Below are 23,862 nucleotides of genomic sequence, written 5' to 3'. Positions count from 1 at the left end.
ATCAGCGCAGAGCAGCGGCCTTTCGGGAGGCGCGCTTTGCGGCGGCGGCGTTGGGTGCGGGGATCTTGGTCGCTGCTGCCTTCGCGGTCGAGGAGTTGTTCGCCGCCGCTTTGGCAACGGCCTTCTTCGCCGGAGCCTTCTTCGCCGCCTTTTTGGCGGGCGCCTTCGGCGCGGTCGCGGCGGGTAGCGCCAAGACCTCCTTCAGGAACTGACCGGTGTAGCTGCCGCCAACCACCGCAACATCTTCCGGGGCACCCTCGGCCACGACCGTGCCACCGCCGGAGCCGCCCTCGGGGCCCATATCGATCACCCAGTCCGAGGTCTTGATGACGTCCAGGTTGTGCTCGATGACGATGACCGTATTGCCCTTGTCAACCAGTCCATTGATGACCAGCAGCAGCTTTCGGATGTCCTCGAAGTGCAGGCCGGTGGTCGGCTCGTCGAGGATGTAGACGGTTCGGCCGGTCGAGCGCTTCTGCAGTTCGGCCGCCAATTTCACGCGCTGCGCTTCACCACCGGAAAGCGTCGGTGCGCTCTGGCCCAGGCGGACATAGCCCAAACCGACGTCGACCAGCGTCTTGAGGTACCGGTGGATCGAGGTGACCGGCTCGAAGAATTCCGCCGCCTCCTCGATCGACATATCCAGCACCTCGGCGATGGTCTTGCCCTTGTAGTGCACCTCCAGGGTTTCCCGGTTGTACCGGGCGCCGTGGCACACCTCGCACGGCACATACACATCGGGCAGGAAGTTCATCTCGATCTTCAAAGTGCCGTCGCCCGAACATGCTTCGCAGCGGCCGCCCTTGACATTGAACGAGAACCGGCCGGGCTGGTAGCCGCGCACCTTGGCCTCGGTGGTCGCGGCGAACAGGGTGCGGATCTTATCGAAAACACCGGTGTAGGTGGCCGGATTCGAGCGCGGCGTGCGACCGATCGGGGACTGATCCACCTGCACCAGCTTGTCCAGATGATCGAGTCCATTGATCCGCATATGCCGACCCGGCACCTGCCGTGCACCGTTGAGCTTGTTCGCCAGCACGGTCGCCAAGATGTCGTTGACCAGTGTGGACTTACCCGAACCCGAAACACCGGTGACCGCGGTGAGCACGCCGAGCGGGAAGCTCACATCGATTCCGCGCAGGTTGTGCTCATTCGCCCCGACGACGGTGAGCTGCCGCTTCTTGCTGACCGGCCGCCGCACCATCGGCACCTCGATCCGCTCGCGGCCCGAAAGATAAGCGCCGGTGAGCGAATTCGCATCGGTCAGCAGTTCCTGATATGGACCGCTGTGCACCACCTGACCGCCGTGCTCACCGGCCAGCGGACCGATATCGACCACCCAGTCCGAGGCCCGGATGGTGTCCTCATCGTGTTCGACCACGATCAGCGTATTGCCGAGATTCCGCAGCCGAGTGAGGGTTTCGATGAGCCGACGGTTATCGCGCTGATGCAGACCGATCGACGGTTCGTCCAGCACATACAGCACCCCGACCAGTCCGGATCCGATCTGGGTCGCCAACCGGATGCGCTGCGCCTCACCACCGGACAGCGTCGCCGCCGCCCGCGACAGGCTCAAATACTCCAGCCCGACATCCAACAGGAACCCGAGCCGCGCCTGCACTTCCTTGAGCACCTGCCCGGCGATGGCGGTCTCCCGCTCCCCCAGGGTCAGCGCGTTCAGGAATGCCGAGCAATCACCGATCGACAGGTCGCTCACATCGGCAATGGACTTGTGCTCACCGCCCGACGCGATGGTGACGGCCAGAATCTCGGGCCGCAGCCGAGCCCCATTGCAGACCGGGCACGGCACATCACGCATATACCCGTCGTAATGCTCTTTCATCTGCTCGGATTCGGTGTTCTCCATGCGCCGCTGCAGGAACGGCATCACACCCTCGAAATCGGCATAATACGAACGCTTCCGTCCGTACCGGTTGGTATAGGAGACGTGCACCTGATCGGAGCTGCCCTCCAGCACCGCCTTGCGCGCCTTCGGCGGCAGATCCTGCCACGGCGTATCCATGGAGAAGCCAATGGATTCGGCCAGACCCGACAGCAGCCTGGTGAAATATTCGGCGGTCTGCCCGCGCGACCACGGTGCGATCGCGCCATCGGCCAGGCTCAGCTCGGGATCCGGCACCACCAGATCCGGGTCGACCTCTTTGCGGATACCCAGACCCGTGCAGTCGGGGCATGCACCATAGGGCGAGTTGAACGAGAACGAGCGCGGTTCGAGATCCTCGATATCGAGGGGGTGCCCATTGGGGCAGGCCAGCCGTTCGGAGAAGCGGCGTTCACGATCGTGCGCATGCTCGTCGCGGTCGACGAAGTCCAGTACCACGATGCCATCGGCCAGCCGCAGCGCGGTCTCGATCGAATCGGTCAGGCGCTGTTTGGAACTCGGCTTCACCTGGAGCCGGTCCACCACGACCTCGACGTCGTGCTTCTCCTGCTTCTTCAGCTTCGGCGGATCGGTCAGCGGATACACCACGCCGTCGACCCGGACTCGCGAATACCCTTGGGAGTTCAGCTGATCGAACAGATCGACGAATTCACCCTTGCGCGTGCGCACCACCGGCGCGAGCACCTGGAATTTGATGCCCTCCTCCATGGCGAGCACCTGGTCCACGATCTGCTGCGGGGTCTGCTTGGCGATGAGCTCACCGCAGACCGGGCAGTGCGGGGTACCGGCGCGGGCGTAGAGCAGACGGAGGTAGTCGTAGACCTCGGTGATGGTGCCGACGGTGGAGCGGGGGTTGCGATTGGTCGACTTCTGATCGATCGAGACCGCGGGCGAGAGGCCCTCGATGAAGTCGACATCCGGCTTGTCCATCTGCCCGAGGAACTGGCGGGCGTAGGCCGATAGCGATTCGACATAGCGGCGCTGTCCCTCGGCGAAGATCGTGTCGAAGGCAAGGCTGGACTTGCCCGAACCGGATAGACCGGTGAACACGATGAGACTGTCGCGGGGCAGATCGAGGTCGATCCCCTTGAGGTTGTGCTCCCGAGCTCCGCGCACAGTGAGGCGTTCCGCCACCAGGTGGTCCCTTCTCGATCGTGTCGGTCCAACAGACGTGATACCCCCAGCGCCATGCTAGGCCGACCCACCGACAAGTTTCCCCGCGCGCCGCGCACACCGGGCATCCGCCCAGGTCAAGTATCCGATCGACGCAACTTTCCTGACAACCCGCTGAGCTGCCACCCCTCATTGTCCACGGTGACCGTGAGCACATCCGCGCCCACCCGCACCCCGCTCACCCGCAGCGGCAGATACCGGTCCGGCACCGCGGGCGCGACCGAGGCCGACCCGCCGCCGGGTTCGAGCCGCAACATGCTCCGCATGAACAGCAGCGGCGCCGCGGACGCCCACGCCTGCGGTGAGCAGGAGGTCGGATACGGCACCGGCGCGTCGAATTCCGCGCGGTCGAATCCGCTGAACAGCTCGGGCAGTCGATAGCCGAATCGGGTCGACGCCTCGAGCACCCCGTCGATCACGCGGTTGGCGTGTTCGGTGTAGCCGTAGCGCATCAGCCCGGCGGCGCAGATCGCATTGTCGTGCGGCCACACCGAGCCGTTGTGATAGCTGACCGGGTTGTAAGCGCCCATATCGGTGGCCAGTGTGCGGATCCCGAACCCGCTGAACATCTGCGGCGACAGCAGATGGTCCGCGACCCGGCCCGCCTTGTCCTCATCGATGATCCCGGTCCACAGGCAGTGCCCGATATTGGAGGTCAGCGCGTCGATCGGCCGCTTGTCCCGATCCAGACCGATGGCGAACCAACCCTGCTCGGGCAGCCAGAACGCGGTATTGAAGGCGGCCTTCAGCGCGGCCGCCTTGGTACGGAACCGATCCGCGATCGCGTGATCGCCCATATCGACTGCCAGCGCCGCCCGCGCCAGATACGCGGCGTACACATACCCCTGCACTTCGGCCAGCGCGATCGGCGCCTCGGGCAATCGGCCGTCGGCGAAATTCACCCCGTCCCAGGAGTCCTTCCAGCCCTGATTCGCCAGCCCGTGCTGGGCCGCGCGCTCGTATTCGACGAATCCGTCACCGTCCACATCACCGAAGCGCTCGATCCAGTCCAGTGCCCGATCCGCATGCGGCAGCAGCTCGTCCCGGGTTTCGGCATCGAGTCCCCATCGATGCAGCTCACCCAGCAACATCACGAACAATGGTGTGGCGTCGGCGGTTCCGTAGTACACGGTGTCACCGCCGAGCAGCAGCGTCGCCGCCCGCCCGAATCGCACCTCGTGCGGAATCCGGCCCGGCTGTTCCTCGGTCACCTCGCGAATCTCACTGCCCTGCAAGCCGGCCAGGCTCTGCAAGGTGCCGACGGCCAACCTCCGATCCAGCGGCAACACCATCCAGGAAGTGAGCAGCGAGTCCCGCCCGAACAGCGCCATGAACCACGGCGCACCGGCGGCGACCACCGCCCGCTCCGGATGCCCCGGGTCGAAGATGCGCAGCGCACCGAGATCGACCACGGCGCGGCGCAATACCGCGGCCAACGTCTCGTCCCCGGTCCGGACCAGCGGCGAGTTCTCGTACCATTCCCGCATCCGCCGCGCTGGCGCGCTGTGCGACACCGGCTTCCCGCACACGTGCCGCGGCGTCACGGGCGATCCCAGCGTCGGCTGGTACTGAATGCACGCCGACCAATCACCGCGGCCCGGCAGATCCACCTCCCACCGCAATTCGCGATCGGTCGCGGTCGCCCCCGCGGCGGTCACCGTCACCGCCAAGGCCAGATCGGTCCGGCTGATCTCGAGCGAGCCCGCCATCGCCTTGCTCTTGGTGACCACAACGGTGTCGCCGACCCGCCCCTCCTTCACCTCGAACAGATCCGCGAAATCGGCGTCGAGCTCCAGCGCGACCACACAGCTGATGGCCGCACCGGAAAGATTGCGCACTGTCAGGTCCTCGCGCATACCGTCGCCGACATGCCGAGCGACGCTCACCAGCGCGGTGCTGTCGGCGCGCCCCGGCCGCGGCGGCGTTCTGGCCAGCAGCGTCGCACTGTAGGGCTCTGCATGCTGGACCGTGAGCGGCTGCGGCGGCAACCCGTCGACGGTCAGCCGCCATCGCGACAGCACCCTGGTATCGCGAACGAACAGTCCCTCGGGACGATTCGGGCTGATGACACCGCCGTCCTCACTGATGCAGAACGTCGATCCCTCGACCAGGGTCACCCCGGCGACCGCCCGCGGCGCGCCCGGATCGACACCCTCACCCCACGGGCCCGTCAAGCGACCGGCGTGGGCAGCATGGCCCGGCTCGAGCGCTCACCGCGCGGTTCCGGATCGTCGGGGCCCCTCAGTGGACGCACCCGCTCAGTGTAATAGCGGCACTCCCCGGATTCGCGGATCTCGGTGATCATCACCAGTTTTCGACGCGCGAGCCCGGCAACTGGACCGCACGGTGCACGCCCTGCTCCGCGTTTATCCGATGGACGGACCCGACACGAGTTTGCCGACCACCGCTTCGGTGCCGCCGTACGCGAGCGGCGGTACCGGCACTCACGGTGGCACGATCAGTCCGATTCTCATGGGCAAGTCCATTCTTCGGGCATCGGCTGCGCATCGAAAGCCGGGATCTCCAGAATGGTCCGACCGTGCGCCAGCCGCCATTGCACGCCGCACGTTCGGCAGCCGAACAGGGTATCCCGAAGGTCGTCCAAGGTGCCGATGGCGTCCGAACCACAATCGGGACAGCTCTCCGGCGGACCGAAAATATTGCCGAAATCGAGCTGCGCTGAATATGTCATTGTTCGAGATAACTGTGCATGGGGCCCTCCAGGCCACGCTGCCAAAGACCTCTATGAATGACTTTCGGCCATAGCATACCTGGAACCCTGATTCATACAAAGCCTTTCGCGCGGTCGGTTTCTACCGGAGTTCCGTAACTCGCGCTGGTAAATTCGAGTCGGCATTTACTCGAAATTGTCGGCTCCGGCATACCGGTGTGCGCCGCGACGAGATACCTTGTCGGAGTGAGACGATCAGGGGCGCGAGATCCCCTGCAGCACATGGGAGGTCGCGTGATCACTGTGTTCCTCGTCGACGACCACGAGATCGTCCGACGCGGCCTCGTCGACCTGCTGGAGAGCGATCCGGAACTCACGGTGATCGGCCAGGCGGGCGACGTCGCCACCGCCATGACGGGCATTCACGCGCTGCAACCCGATGTGGCCGTACTGGACGTCCGACTACCCGATGGGAACGGCATCGAACTGTGCCGCGATCTGCTCGCCGAAATCGACGGTTTGCATTGTCTCATTTTGACGTCCTACACCGACGAGCACGCCATGCTGGACGCGATCCTGGCGGGCGCGAGCGGCTATGTCGTGAAGAACATCAAGGGCATGGAATTGGCGGCCGCCATCAAGGAGGTCGGCGCCGGTCGTTCGCTCTTGGATAACCGCGCGGCAATCGCGCTCAAAGCGCGGCTGCGCAGCAGCACCGAAAACGACGGACCACTTGCCGGACTCACCGAACAAGAACGCCGACTGCTCGCATTGCTCGGCGAGGGATTGACCAATCGGCAGATCGCTGCGCGAATGTTCTTGGCGGAGAAGACCGTCAAGAATTACGTATCCCGCTTGCTCGCCAAACTCGGCATGGAACGGCGTACCCAGGCCGCGGTGCTGGCCTCCAAACTGCGGGAGGGTTAACCGACGGGAACGACGATCGTGAGATCCCCGTCGAAGCGGCGGTACAGCAGCCTGCCCCGACCGGTATCGGCGTCGGTGAAGAACAGGAACGGTAGGCCATTGCGGCACAGCCTGGTCACCGCCGCCTCTTCCAGTAGCGTCGGCGCTGGCTCGGTAGCCATGATCACCGGGAGCGAATTCACCGTCAGCGGCCTATTCGTCGGAGCCTCCGGCGCGATAGTGGTGCGCTGCCTGGCCATCTGGATGCCCAGTGAATCAGCCCAGGACACCACGGCATCCTCGCCGGTCTCGGCATCGATGAAAAGGTATGCGTCGTAATCCATCGCATCCAACACCGCGGTCGCCTCGGCGGGCGTACCGGTCAGCAACGCACAGTGCTTCCTCCGCACGATCGGGCGCGGGTCGGTGACCCGGGCCAGGGGCGGACGCGCCGGATCGGGCCACTCGCGTGACTGCTTGGTCGCCAGCCGGGCGATCTGGCGGTCCAGCCGTTCGACGGCGAAGGTCACCGCGAAGCCGCGCGGCCCGGTGACCTGCACCCGGGTCGGGGTGTCGTGTATGCGAATGTTGGCCTGTACCAACGTCGGTTCGTCCGCATCCACCGGTGCGGTCACCCGCACCCGTGCCGCCGCGTCGAGGTGATGTCGGCGCAGCACGCGACCGATCCCCCGCACAGCCCTGGTCACATCCGCGGGCGGCACCGCGCCCCGGGTGGTCACGGCCAGTTCAGGATCGGCGGCGGTTGCCCACACCTCCGACGAACGCAACGGTGAATTCATAGGACAACCCTACTTTCTATTCCCGGTGCGACCATGCCATCACTGCTACGACGTCGCGAACAGGGCCGAAAGTCCCCGATCGGCCAACTAGACTGGCCTAGGCGCTGTTGCGCACACACCAGAACAGGATGCCGACATGACCGAAGAGTTGGGTAGCGGCCCCTATTCGGTACGCGACACGCTCTCGCAACTGCGGCTCCGGGAGCTCCTGTCGGAGGTCAAGGAACGCGTCGAGCTGATCATCGATTCACGCGACCGGATGGACGGCCTGGTCGAGGCGATGCTGACTGTCACCTCGGGCCTCGATCTCGACGAAACCCTGCGCGCCATCGTGCATACCGCGACCAGCCTGGTCGACGCCCGCTATGGCGCGCTGGCCGTGCGCGGCCACGAACAGCAGGTCACGCAGTTCCTCGATGAGGGCATCGACGATAAGACCAGGGAAGCCATCGGGCGGCTCCCCGCCGGACACGGCGTACTCGGCGAGGTGTTCTCCCAGCCCAAGCCGCTGCGCCTCGACGAACTGTCGAAACATCCGGCATCAGTGGGCTTTCCGGCACACCACCCGCCGATGCACACCTTTCTCGGTGTGCCCGTGCGCATCCGCGACGAAGTCTTCGGCAGCCTCTACCTGACCGAGAAGGCCAATGGCCAGCCCTTCACCGAGGACGACGATGTGCTCGTGCAGGCTTTGGCGGCCGCCGCCGGTATCGCGGTCGACAATGCCAGGCTCTATGAATCGGCGCGCACCAGACAGGCCTGGATCGAGGCCACCCGCGATATCGCCACCGAATTCCTCGCGGGCAGCGAACCCGATCTGGTGCTCGCGCATGTGGTCGATCACGCGCGCCTGCTGACCGGATCACACCAATCGTTCCTCGCCAGCACCGCGGCCCCGCAACCGCAGCTCGCGGCGGTATCCGAACTGGTCATTACCCAATGGTCCGGTCCGGGCAGCGGATTCGACGGGCTGACCGTGGACGCCGAGGGCACCGCACTCAGCGAGGCCTTCACCCGCCGCACACCGCTGCGCTTCGATGATGCCGCGCTGATCGATCTCGGCGTGCCGCTCGACGATATCGGGCCCGCGCTGATCCTGCCGCTGTGCACTCCCGACGCCACCCTCGGCACGCTGGTCACCGTGCGGCCGATCGGGTCGCCGCCCTATACCGATGAACTGGTCGAGCTGACCAACGCCTTCACCGACCAGGCCGCACTCGCCATGCAGCTGGCCGAAACCCAGCGCCGGATGCGTGAACTCGATATCCTCGCCGACCGCGACCGCATCGCCCGCGACCTGCACGACCATGTGATACAGCGGCTGTTCGCGATCGGACTGAGACTGCAGGGCGTGCTGCCGCGGGCCGAGGTTCCCGAAGTGCGCCAGCATCTTTCGACGGTCATCAGTGATCTGCAGGAGGTGGTCCAGGAGATCCGGACCTCGATCTTCGATCTGCACGGCGGCAATGGCAGCAGCATCCGGCTACAGCAGCGGATCGAGGACGCGGTGCGCCAGCAGAGCGCCGACGCGCCACTGCGGGCCACCGTGCAGGTGACCGGTCCGCTGTCGGTGCTGGAGGCCGAACTGGCCGATCACGCGGAGGCGGTGGTGCGCGAGGCGGTGAGCAATGCGGTGCGGCATTCCGGCGCGGCGAACGTCACGGTGGAGATCAGCGTGGCCGACGACCTGACCATCGTGGTCACCGATGACGGCTGGGGCATCCCGAATCACGTGATCCGCAGCGGATTGCGGAATCTGGAGCAGCGGGCCGAGAAGTCGGACGGTCACTTCACCATCGAACCGGCGGTGGCGGGTATGCACGAACCGGACGCCATGCCCGGGACGAAGCTGTGCTGGTCGGTCCCGCTGCCGTGAGCATCGGCCGGACTCAGTCGACCGGACCGAGCACCACCATCGAATTGTTCCCGCCCATACCGAGCGACAGCTTCACCGTGATCCCGCCCGCGAACGGCGTCGGACCGTCCAGCAGCCGCTCGTACCCGGTCGCGACGATGGGTGCGGCGGGCACGATACCCCGGTCGTAGCCCAGTGCCGCGGCGGCCACCTCGACACCGGCCGCCGCGCCCTGGCAGTGGCCGGTCAGCGGTTTGATCGAATAGGCAACCCGTGCCACAGGGTCTCCAGACCCCAGCCGTACCCGGTCACGGCACCGATTCCGGCGATCGTCATATGATCGTGACGGTGCTCTTCGCGCTTCGAGTTGGTGCCCGGCATGGCATCGTTCCTTCACCGACCTCCCCGGGCCGACGGACGTTCGGCTCGGGAATGTGCGCAGATCCGGGCTTTGTAATGATCATCGGATAGTGCCCGATGAAGTGCCCGAACTGTGATCGAAGCAATAGCGTGGACGATGTGATCTTGTAGACGTCGAGACCAGAATAATCCCATGTTCCAATGGCCATAACCGGGTCGACGATCGGGGGTTCGAGTGGATCAGGACAAGGCGGCCGACGTCGGTATCGAGGCCGAACAGCTTGCGCAGCGCTACCGATCCCTGGTCGAGCACACCCCGGACGGGATCGTGGTACACGAGCGCGGCACCATCGTCTACGCCAACCAGGCCACCGTGCGCATGCTGGCCGCCGAGAGCTCCGACCAGGTGATCGGCCAGCCGCTGACCCGCTTCATCCACCCCGATTCGGTGCCCGGCATGCTGGCCGGCACCAGTGACCTGACCTTCGCGGGCGCCGCCTCCGAACCCACCGAAATGGAGCTGGTCCGGGTCGACGGCGATACCGTCCCGGTCGAGACGGTGTCGGTGCTCACCGCATGGCACGACCATCTCGCCTATCAGGTGGTCATCCACGATCTCACCGCGCAGCGCGCCGCCGAGGCCGCACAACGCCGGGCCGAACAGCATTTCACCACCGTCGTCTCGCAGTTGGAGGAGGGCGTGGTGGTGATCGATCGGGACGGCCGCATCGAATCGGCCAATCCCGCGGCCGCGCGCATCTTCGGCACCGACGACCGCCGCGAACTCATCGGCGCCACCATCGACGAACTGCCGCTGGTGCTGCTCGACGCCAATGCCCAGCCACTGCCGCCGAGCAAGCATCCCGTCGCGCGGACCCTGGCGACCGGCGAGACGATCACCGGCTATATCTTCGGCGTCGACCGTCAGGACGGACAGCGCCGCTGGCTCTCGGGCAGCTCGCGCCTGCTCAATCCGGGCGATCCGGATTCGCCCGCAGTGTCGTCATTCGCCGACATCACCGAATTCCGGGCCAGCCGAAGGCAACTGGAGTATCAGGCCACCCACGACTCGCTGACCGGACTCGCCAACCGTTCGCTGATCCTGTCCCAGCTCGCCAATGCGCTGGCCAGCAGCGCGGATCTGCCGGTTTCGACGGTGCTGTTCATCGACCTGGACGGCTTCAAGGCGATCAACGACACCCTCGGCCACGCGATCGGCGACACCGTATTGCAGATCGTGGCCCAGCGGCTGCAGCGTGCGTTGCGCGGCACCGATCTGGTCGGACGGCTCGGCGGCGACGAATTCCTGGTGCTGCTCGCCGGACGGACCCGGCGCGTCGATATCGACTCCCTGGTGCGGCGGCTGCGCTCGACCATGGCAGAACCGATCATCGCCCGCGGGCACCGGATCGAGGTGAACGCCTCGATCGGCGTCACCGAACTCGAGGAGGGCGACAACCGCACACCCGAGGCGGTATTGCACGACGCCGATCTGGCGATGTACCGGGCCAAGCCGACCGGACGCCGGGAAGGCACCGATCCACTGGGCCGCAGACCCAATAACACCCACGCTTCCTGAAGGTTTTCATGATCATCGAACACGCCCTGCTCCCCGTGCACCCCGAACAGTCGGCGGCCTTCGAGGCAGCGTTCGCCGAGGCCAGGCCGATCATCGCGAGTATGCCCGGCTTCCGGTCGCTATCGCTGTCGCGCTGCGTCGAGGCGCCCGACACCTACTTACTGCTGGTGGGATGGGAGCGACTGGCCGATCATGTTGATGGTTTCCGCGAGTCCGCGGGATACCAGCGCTGGAAGCAGTTGCTGCACCACTTCTACGATCCGTTCCCCGTCGTCCAACACTTCACCCCGGTCCCGGACAACCCACTCACGAACCCTCTACCTGCGGTTACAGCGAGCACGCCGAACCAGCAGTAGACTCGACAACTCTGTTTTCCGAGCGTTCGCGGGCAACGTAGTCTGCGTGTGCACCCGGCTCATCGCGGTGACAAGGAGTTCAGTTTGCCCGACCGTCTCACTCAGGACCGTGCCGTACCCGACGGCGCACCCGAGCGGAACCGCGAGATCGACCAGGAGCAGACATATCTGTCGGTGCTCTATGAACGACTCGACGGTATGCGCGAATACGCCACGAATAGACTGCGCACCGTCTTGCTGGAAACCGGTGGCACCCCGCAGGCCCGCACCGAACGCGAATCGTTCAGCCAGCTCTACTCCGAGGATCTGGCCAAATACGACGCCGCCGAACACGGTCTGTGTTTCGGCCGCATCGACCTCGACGGCGACTCGGATGCCGAGTACCGCTATATCGGCCGCCTCGGCATCCTCGACGAGAAGGACGACTACGAGACGCTGCTGCTGGATTGGCGTGCGCCCCTTGCCCGTCCGTTCTATCTCGCGACGACCGCCGCCCCGGACGGGGTGGTCCGGCGTCGGCATATCCGATCCCGCAATCGGCGGGTCACCGCCATCAACGACGAATACCTGGACCTCGAGGCCGCCCGCACCGCAGGTGTGACCGCTGGCGAGGGCGGGGTCGGCAGCGAGAGCGCGCTGCTCTCGGCACTCAATGCCGCCCGCACCGGCCATATGAACGACATTGTCGAGACCATCCAGAGCGAGCAGGACGCGATCATTCGCTCCGAGCACAAGAGTGTGCTGGTGGTCCAGGGCGGTCCCGGCACCGGCAAAACCGCCGTCGCGCTGCACCGCGCGGCCTACCTGCTCTACACCTACCGCCAGCAGCTGGCCAAGAGCGGCGTGCTGATCATCGGTCCCAACGCGACCTTCCTCGACTACATCGGCCAGGTGCTGCCCTCGCTCGGTGAGACCGGTGTGCTGCTGTCCACCATCGGCGATCTGTATCCGGGGGTTAAGGCCACCCGCGAGGATTCGCTGCGCGCCGGGGAGATCAAGGGCTCGCTGGCCATGCTGGAGGTGCTCAAACAGGCGGTGCGCGACCGTCAGGAGGTACCCGCCGAACCGATCCGGCTGAGCTTCGACGGCTACCCGGTCACCCTCGACCGCAAGATCGCCACCAAGGCCCGCGGCCGGGCGCGCTCATCGCGGCGTCCGCACAATCTGGCCCGCCCGATCTTCGCCTCCTCGGTTATCGACGCACTCACCGAACAGCTGGCCCAGACCATGGGCGCGGATCTGTCCGGGGGCCAAAGTCTGCTCAGCCGAACCGATCTCGCCGAGATCCGGGACGAAATGCGCGCCGACCCGGAAATCCAGGCGGCCATCGGCAAACTGTGGCCGATCCTGTCACCACAGGACGTGCTCGCCGATCTGCTGGCCGATCCGAAGCGACTCGACCGCGCCGCGAGCAGTCTGGACCCGACAGACCGGGCCGAGCTGGAGCGCTCGGATAACGGTGAGTTCAGCGCACCCGATGCACCGCTGCTCGACGAGCTCGCCGAACTGCTCGGCATCGACGACACCGAGGAACGCGAACGCGCCCGCCGCCGCTGGCGGGCCCAGCTGGCCGAGGCCCAGGACGCGCTCGACATCCTGACCGGTTCGGCCCCACAGGATCTCGAGGACGAACTCGATCCGGAGATCTTGATGGCCTACGACCTGATCGATGCCAGCCAGCTGGCCGAACGTCAGGATGTGCGCAACCGGCAGACCACCGCGGAACGCGCTGCGGGCGACCGCAATTGGACCTATGGCCACGTGATCGTCGATGAGGCGCAAGAGCTTTCGGAGATGGCCTGGCGGATGGTGATGCGCCGCATTCCGAACCGGTGGGTCACGGTGGTCGGCGATGTCGCCCAGACCGGCGATCCGGCGGGCGCGTCGTCCTGGCAGGCGATGCTGGAACCCTATGTGGCGCAACGGTGGAAGCGCACCGAGTTGACCGTGAACTACCGGACCCCTGCGGAGATCATGGCGGTCGCCGCCGATGTGCTCGCCGCGATCGATCCGAGTGCGGCCGTGCCGCGGTCGGTGCGCGAGACGGGCGTGAAACCACGCGCACACGGCGTCGAACCGAGCGAATTGCGCAGCTCGGTAGCGGATTTGGTCGCGGCCGAGACCGGACCCGGCACCACCGCGGTCATCACACCGCACGCGCTGGTCGCGGATTTCACCGGGCTGGCTGGCGAATCCGTCCGGGTGCTGACGGTGCACGAGGTCAAGGGTCTGGAATTCGACGCGGTCTATCTGGTCGAACCCCAGGGCATTCTCGACGAATCACCCCGCGGGCTCAACGACCTCTACGTGGCACTGACCCGAGCGACCCAGCGACTCGCGGTGGTGCACACCGCGGAGCTGCCGCCGGTGCTCGGCGCACTGGACTGAGTTCCGACCACGAAAACAACAGCCGCACATCCCCGACCACTCGGGGATGTGCGGCTGCCGCAGCGGGTTTCACCTACCTGACGGTGTGCACGATCAGCACATCCGAACGCGACTTGCGCGCCACATCCGAGGGCACCGATCCCAGCAGCCGTCCGGCCAGGGTGTTCAGCCCCCGGTTACCGACGACCAGCAGATCGGCCTCGACCTCCTTGACGAGCCCGAGCAGCGACTCGACGGGCTCACCGACGATTGCCCGCTCGACGATCTCCTCGGCCCCCGCCGCGACCGCGCGGTCTCGGGCGGTGCGCAAGATCTCATTGGTGGGCGCGGAGCCGCGCACCTGGTAGGCCTCATCCTTGAGCACATCGGCGGCCGCGGCGACGTCACGATCGTCGGTCGGGTAGTACGCGCAGGCCACGACCAGGGTCGCACCCGCGGCCCCGGCCAGCGCCGCGGCCTTATCGACGGCGACATACGACGAGTCCGAGCCATCGGTACCGACGACAATGGTCCGGTAGGCGGTCATCTTTCCTCCAACTGTGGTGTCGGGTGCCTGCCTCGGTGCCACTCTGGAGTCGTGGCACCCGTGCGGCGACTGGGGTCGACCATAGCGGCAAACCGGCCGGAAATAGCAGAAATCGCAACACATCACACTCGGGATGTTCCGGCTTTACCGACATGGGTTCATCCGGCGAATGCCGGGAACGGCCTTTGCGACCTGGGCGGATCTAATTTCCGGGTCCGCGAGCTGTGATCCATCACAACCCGCGGCGAACGTTCTTGTGCCCCTGGGATATTCATCACATATCGCAGTTATGGCCGCTATCCGGCGGGAACACCGTCCCGACCGAGGACAGCGCGGAGCGCACTCATCTCGCCGCACTCCTTCCATCCGATTCCGCAGCTATCATGCTGTGGCTCGGTCAGCACGATAAATGCAATCGAGCCAAAAAGCGCACAGTATCGGCACGCTCGGCACAAATCCGGCCGCGCCGAATCTACAGACCGGTGAATAGTGGACCGGTAATGGTCAATCCGAGTTCGTCGACATGTGCGAAGAATGCGAACAGCATCAGCGAAGCACCGGTGAGGGCGAGATCCTTATTGAAATGGATCATCTCGCCCTGTTTGGCCTGCGGATCGGACTCCTTCCAGAACTGGTGCATCAGCACCGTCGTCGAAAGCAGCGTGATCGCCAGCAGCAGCGACCCCAGGTCCGCCCATACGCCGAGCAGCACGCTGAGGCCACCGAGCGCGAACATCACGCCGGAGGCCAGTACGGCGATCCTCGGCAGCGGCAGGCCCCGGTTCTTGGCGTAGTCCGCCATCACCTCGGTCTGTGTGAAATGTCCTGCCGCCGAACTCAAGAACAACACCGAGAAGAGCACCCGCCCGATCAACACCAAGACATCCATGGCCAACTCCTCATTCGCTGATGCGGAGGCCGATTCTCGACCTCGTGTTCGGGTGGTCGAACGCGATCGGTCCTGCAACTACATCCTGGTCGGAATGACCTTCGAAGTCACCTCATTGCGGGAGCGTAGCGAATTCTTGGCATATTCCAGCGGAGCCATTCCGACTTCGGCCGTGAACTCACGCGAGAAATGTGCCTGATCAAAATAGCCCAACTCGGTGGCCAGCGCAGCCAGATCTCCCGTGCGACCGCGCGCCAGTAGATCGGCGCCGTCCTGGAGCCGATATCGGCGCAATACCCATTTCGGCCCGGCCCCGATATACCGCCGGAACGTCCGTTGCAGTGTGCGGATCGGGATATCGAACCGGTCAGTGACCTGATCGACCCGGGTCAGATCCAGATCCTGTTCCATCGCCGCGACGATGCGCAGCACCAGCCGATAGTTGGGATCCGCCGCGGCCTGTCGGCCGATCAGAAAGTCCTCGATGATGCTGCGGCGCTGAGTATCCGAAGGTTCGGCGAGCACGCGGTCGGTCAAGTCCTCGGCCTCGGGCAGCACCTCGGTGAGCGGCACCGCGGCGTCCCGGAAGGCACCGACATCCAGACCGGTGAACGCGCCGAAGCCACCCGCGCGGAACCGTACGCCGAAGGTCTCCCCCACACCGCTGAGCTCGCGGACGTACTTCGTCGTGCAGACACCGTTGACGAAACCGCCGGTTCGGGATTCGGTGCGTTCGAAGGTGACGTTCACGCACGGGAACGGCAGCACCTCGGCGTAATACGGTGGTCTGCCGGTCAGATCCCAGCGCACCGACCAATACCACTCGACGAATCGGCCGACCTCGGGTCCGGCGGACAGACGCACCAGCGACCGATGCCTGGCCTGCTCGTCCGGATGCAAGATGCCCTTCACATTGTCGGGCGCGGGCACCGAAACCGGCTCGCCGTGGGTCCCGATCACCGCTGTCGCTTTCTTACAAGACCACGCCGTCGCGAACGACCAGGCTTATCGGCATGAGCGAAACCGCGAACACCGAGACCGTGAACCCCATTGCCGATGGCTATCACTCCATCACCTGCTTCCTGGCGGTTCCCGACGGAAACAAGGCAATCGAGTTCTACACCAATGTCTTCGAGGCCGAGGTGATCAGCCGCAACGATCTTCCCGACGGTCAACCCGCGCATGCCGAACTGAAGATCGGCGACTCGACCCTGCAACTGGGCATGCCCATTCCGGACAACAATGTCCTGGCCCCCAATGGCGAATGGGTGCACACCTCGATCGTGCACTACTGCCCCGATGTCGACGCGGTCATCAAGCGCGCCATCGACAACGGCGCGCGCAGTGCGGAGGAGCCGCAGACCTTTGTCACCGGCGACCGCTTCGGCGTGGTGATCGACCCCTTCGGCCACCGCTGGGCGGTGCTGACCAAGGTCGAGAACGTCTCCCGTGACGAGGCCGAGCGCCGCGTCAACGAATGGATGGCCACCCAGAGCTGAGCAACGCCGAGTCAGGCGGCGTCGAAAGACGCCGCCGCTCAACTCAACCCCGCGGCATCCATTCCGCGCAGTTCCTTCTTCAGATCCGCGATCTCATCGCGCAGCCGCCCGGCCAACTCGAACTGCAGCTCGCGCGCCGCATTCATCATCTGTGCGGTGAGTTCCTTGACCAGATCGGCCAATTCGGCACGCGGCATCGACTTGATATCGCGCCCCTCGTACACCCCCGCGCTCACCGCCCGCCCCGGCTCGCCCTGGGCACGGCGGCCGCGGCTGACATTGCGGCCCGATCCGCCGACGGCCACCTCGCTGTCGTCGGCCTCCTGATACACCTGATCCAGGATGTCGGCGATCTTCTTGCGCAGCGGCTGCGGATCGATGCCCATCGACTCGTTGTAGGCGACCTGCTTGGCCCGGCGGCGTTCGGTCTCATCGATGGCATGACGCATCGAGTCGGTGACCTTGTCCGCGTACATGTGCACTTCACCGGAGACATTGCGCGCCGCGCGGCCGATGGTCTGGATGAGGCTGGTACTGCTGCGCAGGAAACCCTCCTTATCCGCGTCCAGAATCGCGACCAATGACACCTCGGGCAGGTCGAGGCCCTCGCGGAGCAGGTTGATGCCGACGAGCACGTCGTACTCACCGAGTCGCAACTGCCGCAGCAGCTCGACCCGGCGCAGCGTATCGATTTCCGAGTGCAGATACCGCACCCGCACACCGAGGCCGAGCAGGTAGTCGGTGAGGTCCTCGGCCATCTTCTTGGTCAGCGTGGTGACGAGCACCCGCTCGTCGCGTTCGGTCCGCAGCCGGATCTCGTGGACCAGATCATCGATCTGCCCCTTGGTCGGCTTGACCACCACCTGTGGATCGACCAGCCCCGTCGGCCGGATCACCTGCTCGACGACCTCACCACCGGCCTGGCCGAGTTCGTACGGCCCCGGAGTGGCCGACAGATAGACCGCCTGCCCGATCCGCTCCGCGAACTCCTCCCAGGTCAGCGGTCGATTGTCGATGGCCGAGGGCAGCCGGAACCCGAACTCGACCAGATTGCGCTTACGCGACATATCACCCTCGTACATGCCGCCGATCTGTGGGACGGTGACATGCGACTCGTCGATGACGAGCAGGAAGTCCTCCGGAAAATAGTCCAGCAATGTCGCGGGCGCGGAACCCGCCGGACGCCCATCGATATGACGCGAGTAGTTCTCGATGCCCGAACAGAACCCGACCTGCCGGATCATCTCCAGGTCGTACTGCGTGCGCATCCGCAATCGCTGCGCCTCCAACAGCTTGCCCTGGCGCTCCAGCTCTGCCAGCCGCTGCTCGAGTTCGGTCTCGATATCGCGGACGGCGCGTTCCATCCGCTCCGGACCTGCCACATAGTGCGTCGCCGGGAAGATCCGCACGGTATCGACCTGCCGCACCACATCGCCGGTAAGCGGATGCAGGTAGTACAGCGCCTCGATCTCGTCGCCGAAGAATTCGATGCGGACCGCGAGTTCCTCATAGGACGGGATGATCTCGACGGTATCGCCGCGCACCCGGAACGAACCGCGGGTGAAGGACATGTCGTTGCGGGTGTACTGCACGTCGACGAGCAGCCGCAGGAACGCGTCCCGATCGATCTCGGTGCCGACCTCCAACTGCACCGACCGATCCAGGTACGACTGCGGCGTACCGAGACCGTAGATGCACGACACCGAGGCCACCACAACGACATCGCGGCGCGAGAGCAGGCTCGAGGTGGCCGAATGCCGCAGCCGCTCGACATCGTCGTTGATCGAGCTGTCCTTTTCGATATAGGTATCGGTCTGCGCGATATATGCCTCGGGTTGGTAATAGTCGTAGTACGAGACGAAGTACTCGACGGCATTGTTGGGCAACATCTCTCGCAACTCATTGGCCAGCTGCGCGGCGAGGGTCTTGTTCGGCGCCATTACCAGCGTCGGCCGCTGCAACCGCTCGATGAGCCACGCGGTGGTCGCCGACTTACCGGTACCGGTAGCACCGAGCAGCACCACATCGCGCTCGCCCGCCTTGATCCGGCGCTCGAGTTCATTGATGGCCGTGGGCTGATCGCCCGCGGGGCGATGTTCGCTGACAACCTGGAACTGCCCATCGGCCCGCTCGATCTCCCCGACCGGCCGGAATTCCGAATGCGCCAGCGGAGTGCCCCGGTCCTCGTAGCCTTCCGCCGGGATTTCGGTTGCGAATGCCATGGTCCCCAGCCTAGGCCCAGGCACCGACAGATTCGCGGCCCGGCGGATCCACCAGCCGAACCACCTCCGGATCACGATCGAATAGCCGTTGCGCGATCTATCGCACCGCCACGGACCAGCGCCGATGCGCAGGCCGTTACCTGTCCTAAATGTCCGTTGCCGCAACGAAATTCGTCAAGCGCGCACCGCGGGTTCCGGGTGTAGCCTAGTTTGGTTGTCGGAACTGAGGATGAGGCCATGAGCGCTCTGATTCCATTGCTTGCCGCCGCGCCCGCTGTGACCGGAATCGCCGGTTATGTCGCGCGAGACTTACGCGGGCTGGCTCCCGCGAACCCCACAACTTCCACCGCCGCACCGGGATCCCCGATGACAACCCAACTGAGACCGCAGATAGAACACTTCAATATCGCCGAACTGACCATGACCGACCCCAAGGGTTATGTGCGGCCGATAGATCGGGTGCACATCGAACCGTGGGGTCTGTATGTGGCACGCACCGTCAACGGTCCGCGGATCCAGTACCTGGAGACCTGGCTGCTGCCCGAACTCTGGTTGCGCGTGACGATCGCGCACTACCAGCCGGGGCATCACCGCGACCTGGACTACTGCCTGCATATCGGCGAGTACACCCGGATCGAGCCGAAGCGCTGGAAGTCCATGGACCAGTACCTCGAGATCGCGGTGCGGCACGGCCGAGCGGCCCAACTGCGTGGCGTCGACGAGTTGCTGACCGCACATGCGGCCGGTCTGATCGATACCACCCATGCGCACTACGCCCTCGACCGAGCGGCCAAGACGATGGCGGGTGTGGCGGCGCACGGCCATGAGGTGGAGCCCTGGCTCGCCACGCAGGAGATCACACTGACCTGGATGTAGCCCAGCAGCCGAGCAGGCCGCCGCCATACCACTCGACGTGGCCGCAACGGCGGTAGATTCTGTTTGCATGACACAGGCACCATCAGTGGACGTGCACAGGCCCAAGGTCGAGTACTTCAACCTCGCGGAACTGACCAACACGGACCCGAAGGGCTTCATCCGGCCGGTCGAGCGCTACCGCGCCGAACCATGGGGCCTGTACATGGCGCGCACCTCGGACCATCCACAGTTCCACTACATGGAATCGTGGCTGCTGCCCGGACTTTCCATCCGGGTGACGGTCTTCCACTATCACCCGGCACACCGCCGCGATCAGGACTACTACCTCGATATCGGCCAATTCACCCAGGTCGAGCCGAAGAAGTGGAAGGCGGTGGACCACTACCTCGATATCGTGGTGCGCTCCGAGCGCGAGACCGAACTGCTCGATATCGACGAATTGCTGGCCGCGCACGCCGCTGGCCTGATCACCCTCGCCGAGGCAACGGCCGCGATCGACAACGCATCGATCGCCATCGACGGCATCGCCGCCAATGGCTACTCGCTCGAGCGCTGGCTCGACACGCTCGACATCACCCTGACCTGGCTGTAACCGCACAGCCCTCCCGGCACTGACCGGATTCCTCGCCAGCCCTTGACAGGCCGGTGCCTGTCGGCGCACTATTTAACCAATCAGTTAATTAGCCAACTGGTTTAATATATCCATGACGGACGACCGGACCATGACGGACAACTCCAAGGCCGACGACCTCAGCCGAACCTTCGCCGCACTCGCGGACCCGACCAGGCGAGCCATCCTCGCCCGGCTCGCCGAGGGCGAAGCGAGCGTCACCGAACTCGCGGAACCGTTCGCCATGAGCCTGCCCGCGATCTCGAAACACCTGAAGGTGCTCGAGCGCGCCGGGCTCATCACCCGTGGCCAGCACGCGCAATGGCGCCCGTGCCGACTGGAGGCGGCGCCGCTCGGCGCGGCCACCGATTGGCTGGACCGGTACCGGAAATTCTGGGACGCCCGTTTCGATCGGCTCGACGAACATCTGCGACGAATACAGCAAAAGGACACCCCATGACCTCGAAGCCACCCGATCTCACAACGCTGCCCCAGGGCGATGTGCGCCTGCTCGACACCGAATTGGCCCAGCGGCTACTGGCGGCGAATATCCCGGCGCGGCTGGCCTGCACCGCGGCCGACGGCACACCGCGAGTGCTGCCGATCAATTTCTGGTGGAACGGCACCGAGGTAGTCATGGCCGGTTTCGCACCGTCGAAGAAGGCGAAGATGCTGCGGGTCAGACCCGATGTCGCCATTACCATCGACACCAATTCCGCACCGCCCGAGACATTACTGATCAGGGGACGCGCCGAGGTATCCGAAATGGACGGGCTCGCACCGGAATACGCGGCCGCCATGCGCAAGGGTGGCGCGGATACGGTCGCCGACTACCTCACCTTCCTGACCGAACTGGCGCCGCGGATGGAGCGAATCGTGGTGCGGCCCAACTGGGTCGGCCTGATGGACTTCCGCACCAGATTCCCCGAGGGCGCCCCCGATTGGATGACCGGTGCCGACAGCCGCGCACCCCACCCCGAACACGAGGAGACGACACTGTCATGAGCGAGCGATCCATCAACACAGCCGAGCGCGAATTCACCATCGTCCGAGTCTTCGACGCCCCGCGCGAGCTGGTCTTCCAGGCCTGGCTCGATCCCGACCAGCTGGCAGAATGGGCTGGGCCAGAAGGCTTTTCGACACCACGCGACAGCATCGTGGTGGAGCCGAGAGTCGGCGGCCGCTATGCGTCGGCCATGGTCGCCGACGCCGACGGCACCAGCTTCCCGAGCGCGGGGGTGTTCCGGGAGATCACCGAACCCGAACGCCTGGTCTTCACCTGGGGCGATCCGACCGGCGACGGCAGCGCCGAGCGCGAATCGGTGATCACGGTGACCTTCGACGAAACCGCTGACGCCAAGACCACCATGACCTTCCACCTACTCGCCCCCGGACCGCTGAGTCCCGAGGACGACGCCAAGCGGGGCTGGGGGCAGAGCCTGGACCGACTGGCCACACTGTTCTGATCGTCCGAAAAGCCTTCGCGCAGATCAGTGTTCGACGCTGTCCCGCCAGGCCGCGGCCCGAGTGTAGGCAGCGTCGAACCATGGCTCCTTGACATCCAGGTAGGCCAGCGTGGCCGCGTCCCCGGTCAACCCGGCGGCCTTGGCCGCACCCTCGCGCTTGATCTCCAGATACTCCGCGCGCACCGCCGCGTCGGCGCGCAGCCAGTCCCGAAAAAGCAATGCGAACTCCTGACCGGGTGAGCCCGCGACTCGAATATGCACATTGGCCAGCCGCCCCGGATCGGCGCTCTGGTGAAATCGCTTGGCCCACAATGCTGTATCGGTACCCGCCGGATCTGTCGCCGTCGGTTTCGGATTATCGCCGGTGGTATCCGGACGAACCGGAAAACCAGCCGCACCCAACGCATCCCGCAGTCCGTCGGCGGCGGCCATATCCGCGACGGTAATCTGCAGATCGATCACATCCTTGGCGGGCAATTCGGGCACCGAGGTCGAACCGATGTGATCGATCCGCGACGCCACCGGACCGCAGGCCACCCACAGCCGGGCGATGAGCCGCTGCGCCTGTGCCGCCCACTCCGGATCGGCGGGTACCAAGCGCACCTCTTTCCGCGGCGCCGGTGTCCCGGTGCGCAGACCGGCCTCGAACGGCACCAGCCGTTCCGCCCACAATTGCCGGATCACCGGTTCGATCTCCCCCGGCGCGCCGCTATTGTCCAACAACACATCCGCGGCGGCACGCCGCTGTTCATCGGTGGCCTGCGCCGAAATACGTGCCCGCGCATCCGATTCGGAAACGCCCCGGAATTCCACCAAGCGCCGTATACGAATTTCCGCGGGCACGTCGACAATCAATACGAGATTCATCAGCGGTACGAGGCCGTTCTCGACCAACAGCGGAATATCTTGAACAAGAATCGCATTCGCCGGTGCAGCGGCAATTAATTCCGCGGTGCGTTTACCGACCAACGGATGGACAATGGAATTCAGCGTCGCGCGCGCCTCGTCGTTCCCGAATGCCTTGGCCGCCAGCGCGGGGCGGTCCAGGGTGCCGTCGGCGGCGAGGATATCGGGCCCGAACGCCTCGACCAACGCCGCAAGGCCCTCGGTACCCGGTTCGACGACCTCTCTGGCGATCACGTCGGAGTCGACGATCACCGCGCCGAGCTCGGCGAGAATCCGCGCCACCGTCGACTTGCCCGCTCCCATGCCTCCGGTGAGGCCGATCCGCAACATTCGACCAGTCTCGCATCCGCGAGCACCCACCGAACGAACGCCCTGGCCCGCGAACCGCACCCAATCGCGGTGAATACCCACTCGCGCCGCGCATTCCACCATCTGAAACGCCATTTGCCCGATCCGTGACTCCGTCGAGACCATCTCGCAACATTTCCGATCGAATAGCGGACGCGAGCGACAACTTTCCGACACGCCAAGGCAATTACTTGCGCAAAATACTCTGCCGAGCACTTTCGTTCGGCTAATCTTCGCCGAGGCGATCCAGGCCAGTACCAGCAAAGCAAAGGACCACCATTGGGCACCAAAATCAACCAGGCGGGTCGCCACCGTCTGGGAAGAGCGGGGGGCATGCACTGCATCAAGCACCCCGCCGTCGCGGCTGCGCTCGCTGAGCACCGCCGTTCATGGTTCACCGCGCTGATCAGCCCCGCGCGGCACAGCTTCGCCGCCATGCGAAAACGCTCCGCTGCGGCGACGGCGTACTGGGCACCTGCGACCGCCAACTGAGCCCAGCCGCCCATCCGGCCAAAGACTTCCAGTGACC

21 protein-coding genes are annotated in these 23,862 nt (G+C 65.2%); 12 read left to right on the top strand and 9 right to left on the bottom strand.

Annotated elements, in window-relative coordinates; translation table 11 throughout:
• Position 1: 1 nt before the first annotated feature.
• Positions 2 to 3,037, bottom strand: a complete 3,036-nt coding sequence (gene uvrA, locus ACWEO2_RS32975) for an excinuclease ABC subunit UvrA (protein ID WP_452408906.1) — start codon at positions 3,035 to 3,037, stop codon at positions 2 to 4.
• A 116-nt stretch (positions 3,038 to 3,153) separates the two neighbouring features.
• Complete coding sequence (locus ACWEO2_RS32970; RefSeq protein WP_452408905.1) at positions 3,154 to 5,250, bottom strand: amylo-alpha-1,6-glucosidase; 2,097 nt, start codon at positions 5,248 to 5,250, stop codon at positions 3,154 to 3,156.
• A 791-nt stretch (positions 5,251 to 6,041) separates the two neighbouring features.
• Between ACWEO2_RS32970 and ACWEO2_RS32965 the strand changes: the two genes are divergently transcribed.
• Complete coding sequence (locus tag ACWEO2_RS32965) at positions 6,042 to 6,674, top strand: response regulator transcription factor (RefSeq protein ID WP_354960387.1); 633 nt, start codon at positions 6,042 to 6,044, stop codon at positions 6,672 to 6,674.
• Here ACWEO2_RS32965 and ACWEO2_RS32960 read toward each other — a convergent pair.
• Positions 6,671 to 7,453: a sigma 54 modulation/S30EA ribosomal C-terminal domain-containing protein gene (locus ACWEO2_RS32960; protein ID WP_452408904.1), complete on the bottom strand. Its 783-nt coding sequence runs from the start codon at positions 7,451 to 7,453 to the stop codon at positions 6,671 to 6,673. The two genes, ACWEO2_RS32965 and ACWEO2_RS32960, sit on opposite strands and share 4 nt — an antisense overlap.
• Before the next feature lie 136 nt (positions 7,454 to 7,589).
• Here ACWEO2_RS32960 and ACWEO2_RS32955 point away from each other — a divergent pair, with 136 nt between their 5' ends.
• Positions 7,590 to 9,329 (top strand): sensor histidine kinase, encoded by a 1,740-nt coding sequence (locus tag ACWEO2_RS32955; RefSeq protein ID WP_452408903.1) that lies wholly within the window; start codon positions 7,590 to 7,592, stop codon positions 9,327 to 9,329.
• A gap of 13 nt (positions 9,330 to 9,342) precedes the next feature.
• Here ACWEO2_RS32955 and ACWEO2_RS32950 read toward each other — a convergent pair whose 3' ends face one another.
• Positions 9,343 to 9,588, bottom strand: a complete 246-nt coding sequence (locus ACWEO2_RS32950; RefSeq protein WP_452408902.1) for a hypothetical protein — start codon at positions 9,586 to 9,588, stop codon at positions 9,343 to 9,345.
• Between the two features lie 315 nt (positions 9,589 to 9,903).
• Between ACWEO2_RS32950 and ACWEO2_RS32945 the strand changes: the two genes are divergently transcribed.
• From ACWEO2_RS32945 to ACWEO2_RS32935, 3 genes are all read left to right on the top strand, one after another.
• Entirely contained in the window at positions 9,904 to 11,247 is a 1,344-nt protein-coding gene (locus ACWEO2_RS32945) for a diguanylate cyclase domain-containing protein (RefSeq protein WP_452408901.1), read from the top strand.
• 8 nt (positions 11,248 to 11,255) lie between these two features.
• Positions 11,256 to 11,603, top strand: coding sequence for an antibiotic biosynthesis monooxygenase family protein (locus tag ACWEO2_RS32940; RefSeq protein ID WP_452408900.1), 348 nt, complete (start codon positions 11,256 to 11,258; stop codon positions 11,601 to 11,603).
• 84 nt (positions 11,604 to 11,687) lie between these two features.
• Positions 11,688 to 13,991, top strand: a complete 2,304-nt coding sequence (locus ACWEO2_RS32935; RefSeq protein WP_452408899.1) for a HelD family protein — start codon at positions 11,688 to 11,690, stop codon at positions 13,989 to 13,991.
• Between the two features lie 73 nt (positions 13,992 to 14,064).
• Here the strand turns inward: ACWEO2_RS32935 and ACWEO2_RS32930 are convergent, their stop codons facing one another.
• From ACWEO2_RS32930 to ACWEO2_RS32920, 3 genes are all read right to left on the bottom strand, one after another.
• Positions 14,065 to 14,517 (bottom strand): universal stress protein, encoded by a 453-nt coding sequence (locus ACWEO2_RS32930; protein WP_354957706.1) that lies wholly within the window; start codon positions 14,515 to 14,517, stop codon positions 14,065 to 14,067.
• A 472-nt stretch (positions 14,518 to 14,989) separates the two neighbouring features.
• A complete protein-coding gene (locus ACWEO2_RS32925) occupies positions 14,990 to 15,406 on the bottom strand; it encodes a DoxX family protein (RefSeq protein WP_354957705.1) in 417 nt (138 codons plus the stop codon).
• Between the two features lie 78 nt (positions 15,407 to 15,484).
• Positions 15,485 to 16,366, bottom strand: a complete 882-nt coding sequence (locus ACWEO2_RS32920) for an AraC family transcriptional regulator (RefSeq protein WP_452408898.1) — start codon at positions 16,364 to 16,366, stop codon at positions 15,485 to 15,487.
• Positions 16,367 to 16,419: 53 nt separating this feature from the next.
• Between ACWEO2_RS32920 and ACWEO2_RS32915 the strand changes: the two genes are divergently transcribed.
• A complete protein-coding gene (locus tag ACWEO2_RS32915; protein ID WP_452408897.1) occupies positions 16,420 to 16,905 on the top strand; it encodes a VOC family protein in 486 nt (161 codons plus the stop codon).
• Between the two features lie 38 nt (positions 16,906 to 16,943).
• On the opposite strand, the gene uvrB is transcribed toward ACWEO2_RS32915, so the two are convergent.
• Positions 16,944 to 19,127 (bottom strand): excinuclease ABC subunit UvrB, encoded by a 2,184-nt coding sequence (gene uvrB / locus ACWEO2_RS32910; RefSeq protein ID WP_452408896.1) that lies wholly within the window; start codon positions 19,125 to 19,127, stop codon positions 16,944 to 16,946.
• 237 nt (positions 19,128 to 19,364) lie between these two features.
• Between uvrB and ACWEO2_RS32905 the strand changes: the two genes are divergently transcribed.
• The 5 genes from ACWEO2_RS32905 (at position 19,365) to ACWEO2_RS32885 (ending at position 22,079) form a co-directional block, all read left to right on the top strand.
• Positions 19,365 to 20,003: a DUF402 domain-containing protein gene (locus ACWEO2_RS32905; protein ID WP_452408895.1), complete on the top strand. Its 639-nt coding sequence runs from the start codon at positions 19,365 to 19,367 to the stop codon at positions 20,001 to 20,003.
• Between the two features lie 67 nt (positions 20,004 to 20,070).
• Positions 20,071 to 20,595 carry a DUF402 domain-containing protein gene (locus ACWEO2_RS32900; protein ID WP_355188076.1) on the top strand — a complete coding sequence of 175 codons (525 nt, stop codon included), beginning with the start codon at positions 20,071 to 20,073 and terminating at the stop codon, positions 20,593 to 20,595.
• A 112-nt stretch (positions 20,596 to 20,707) separates the two neighbouring features.
• Positions 20,708 to 21,073, top strand: a complete 366-nt coding sequence (locus tag ACWEO2_RS32895; protein ID WP_452408894.1) for an ArsR/SmtB family transcription factor — start codon at positions 20,708 to 20,710, stop codon at positions 21,071 to 21,073.
• Entirely contained in the window at positions 21,070 to 21,618 is a 549-nt protein-coding gene (locus ACWEO2_RS32890) for a pyridoxamine 5'-phosphate oxidase family protein (protein WP_452408893.1), read from the top strand. The genes ACWEO2_RS32895 and ACWEO2_RS32890 overlap by 4 nt, the downstream gene beginning before the upstream one ends.
• A complete protein-coding gene (locus ACWEO2_RS32885) occupies positions 21,615 to 22,079 on the top strand; it encodes an SRPBCC family protein (RefSeq protein WP_452408892.1) in 465 nt (154 codons plus the stop codon). The genes ACWEO2_RS32890 and ACWEO2_RS32885 overlap by 4 nt, the downstream gene beginning before the upstream one ends.
• Before the next feature lie 24 nt (positions 22,080 to 22,103).
• On the opposite strand, the gene coaE is transcribed toward ACWEO2_RS32885, so the two are convergent.
• Complete coding sequence (gene coaE, locus ACWEO2_RS32880; RefSeq protein ID WP_452408891.1) at positions 22,104 to 23,315, bottom strand: dephospho-CoA kinase; 1,212 nt, start codon at positions 23,313 to 23,315, stop codon at positions 22,104 to 22,106.
• A gap of 351 nt (positions 23,316 to 23,666) precedes the next feature.
• On the opposite strand from coaE, the gene ACWEO2_RS32875 reads away from it, so the two are divergent.
• On the top strand, positions 23,667 to 23,825 hold the full coding sequence (locus ACWEO2_RS32875) for a hypothetical protein (RefSeq protein WP_452408890.1): 159 nt from the start codon (positions 23,667 to 23,669) through the stop codon (positions 23,823 to 23,825).
• Positions 23,826 to 23,862: the final 37 nt, after the last annotated feature.

The sequence above is a fragment of the Nocardia sp. NPDC004278 genome, assembly GCF_053602975.1.
This window is presented reverse-complemented; position numbering and strand designations above follow the sequence as displayed.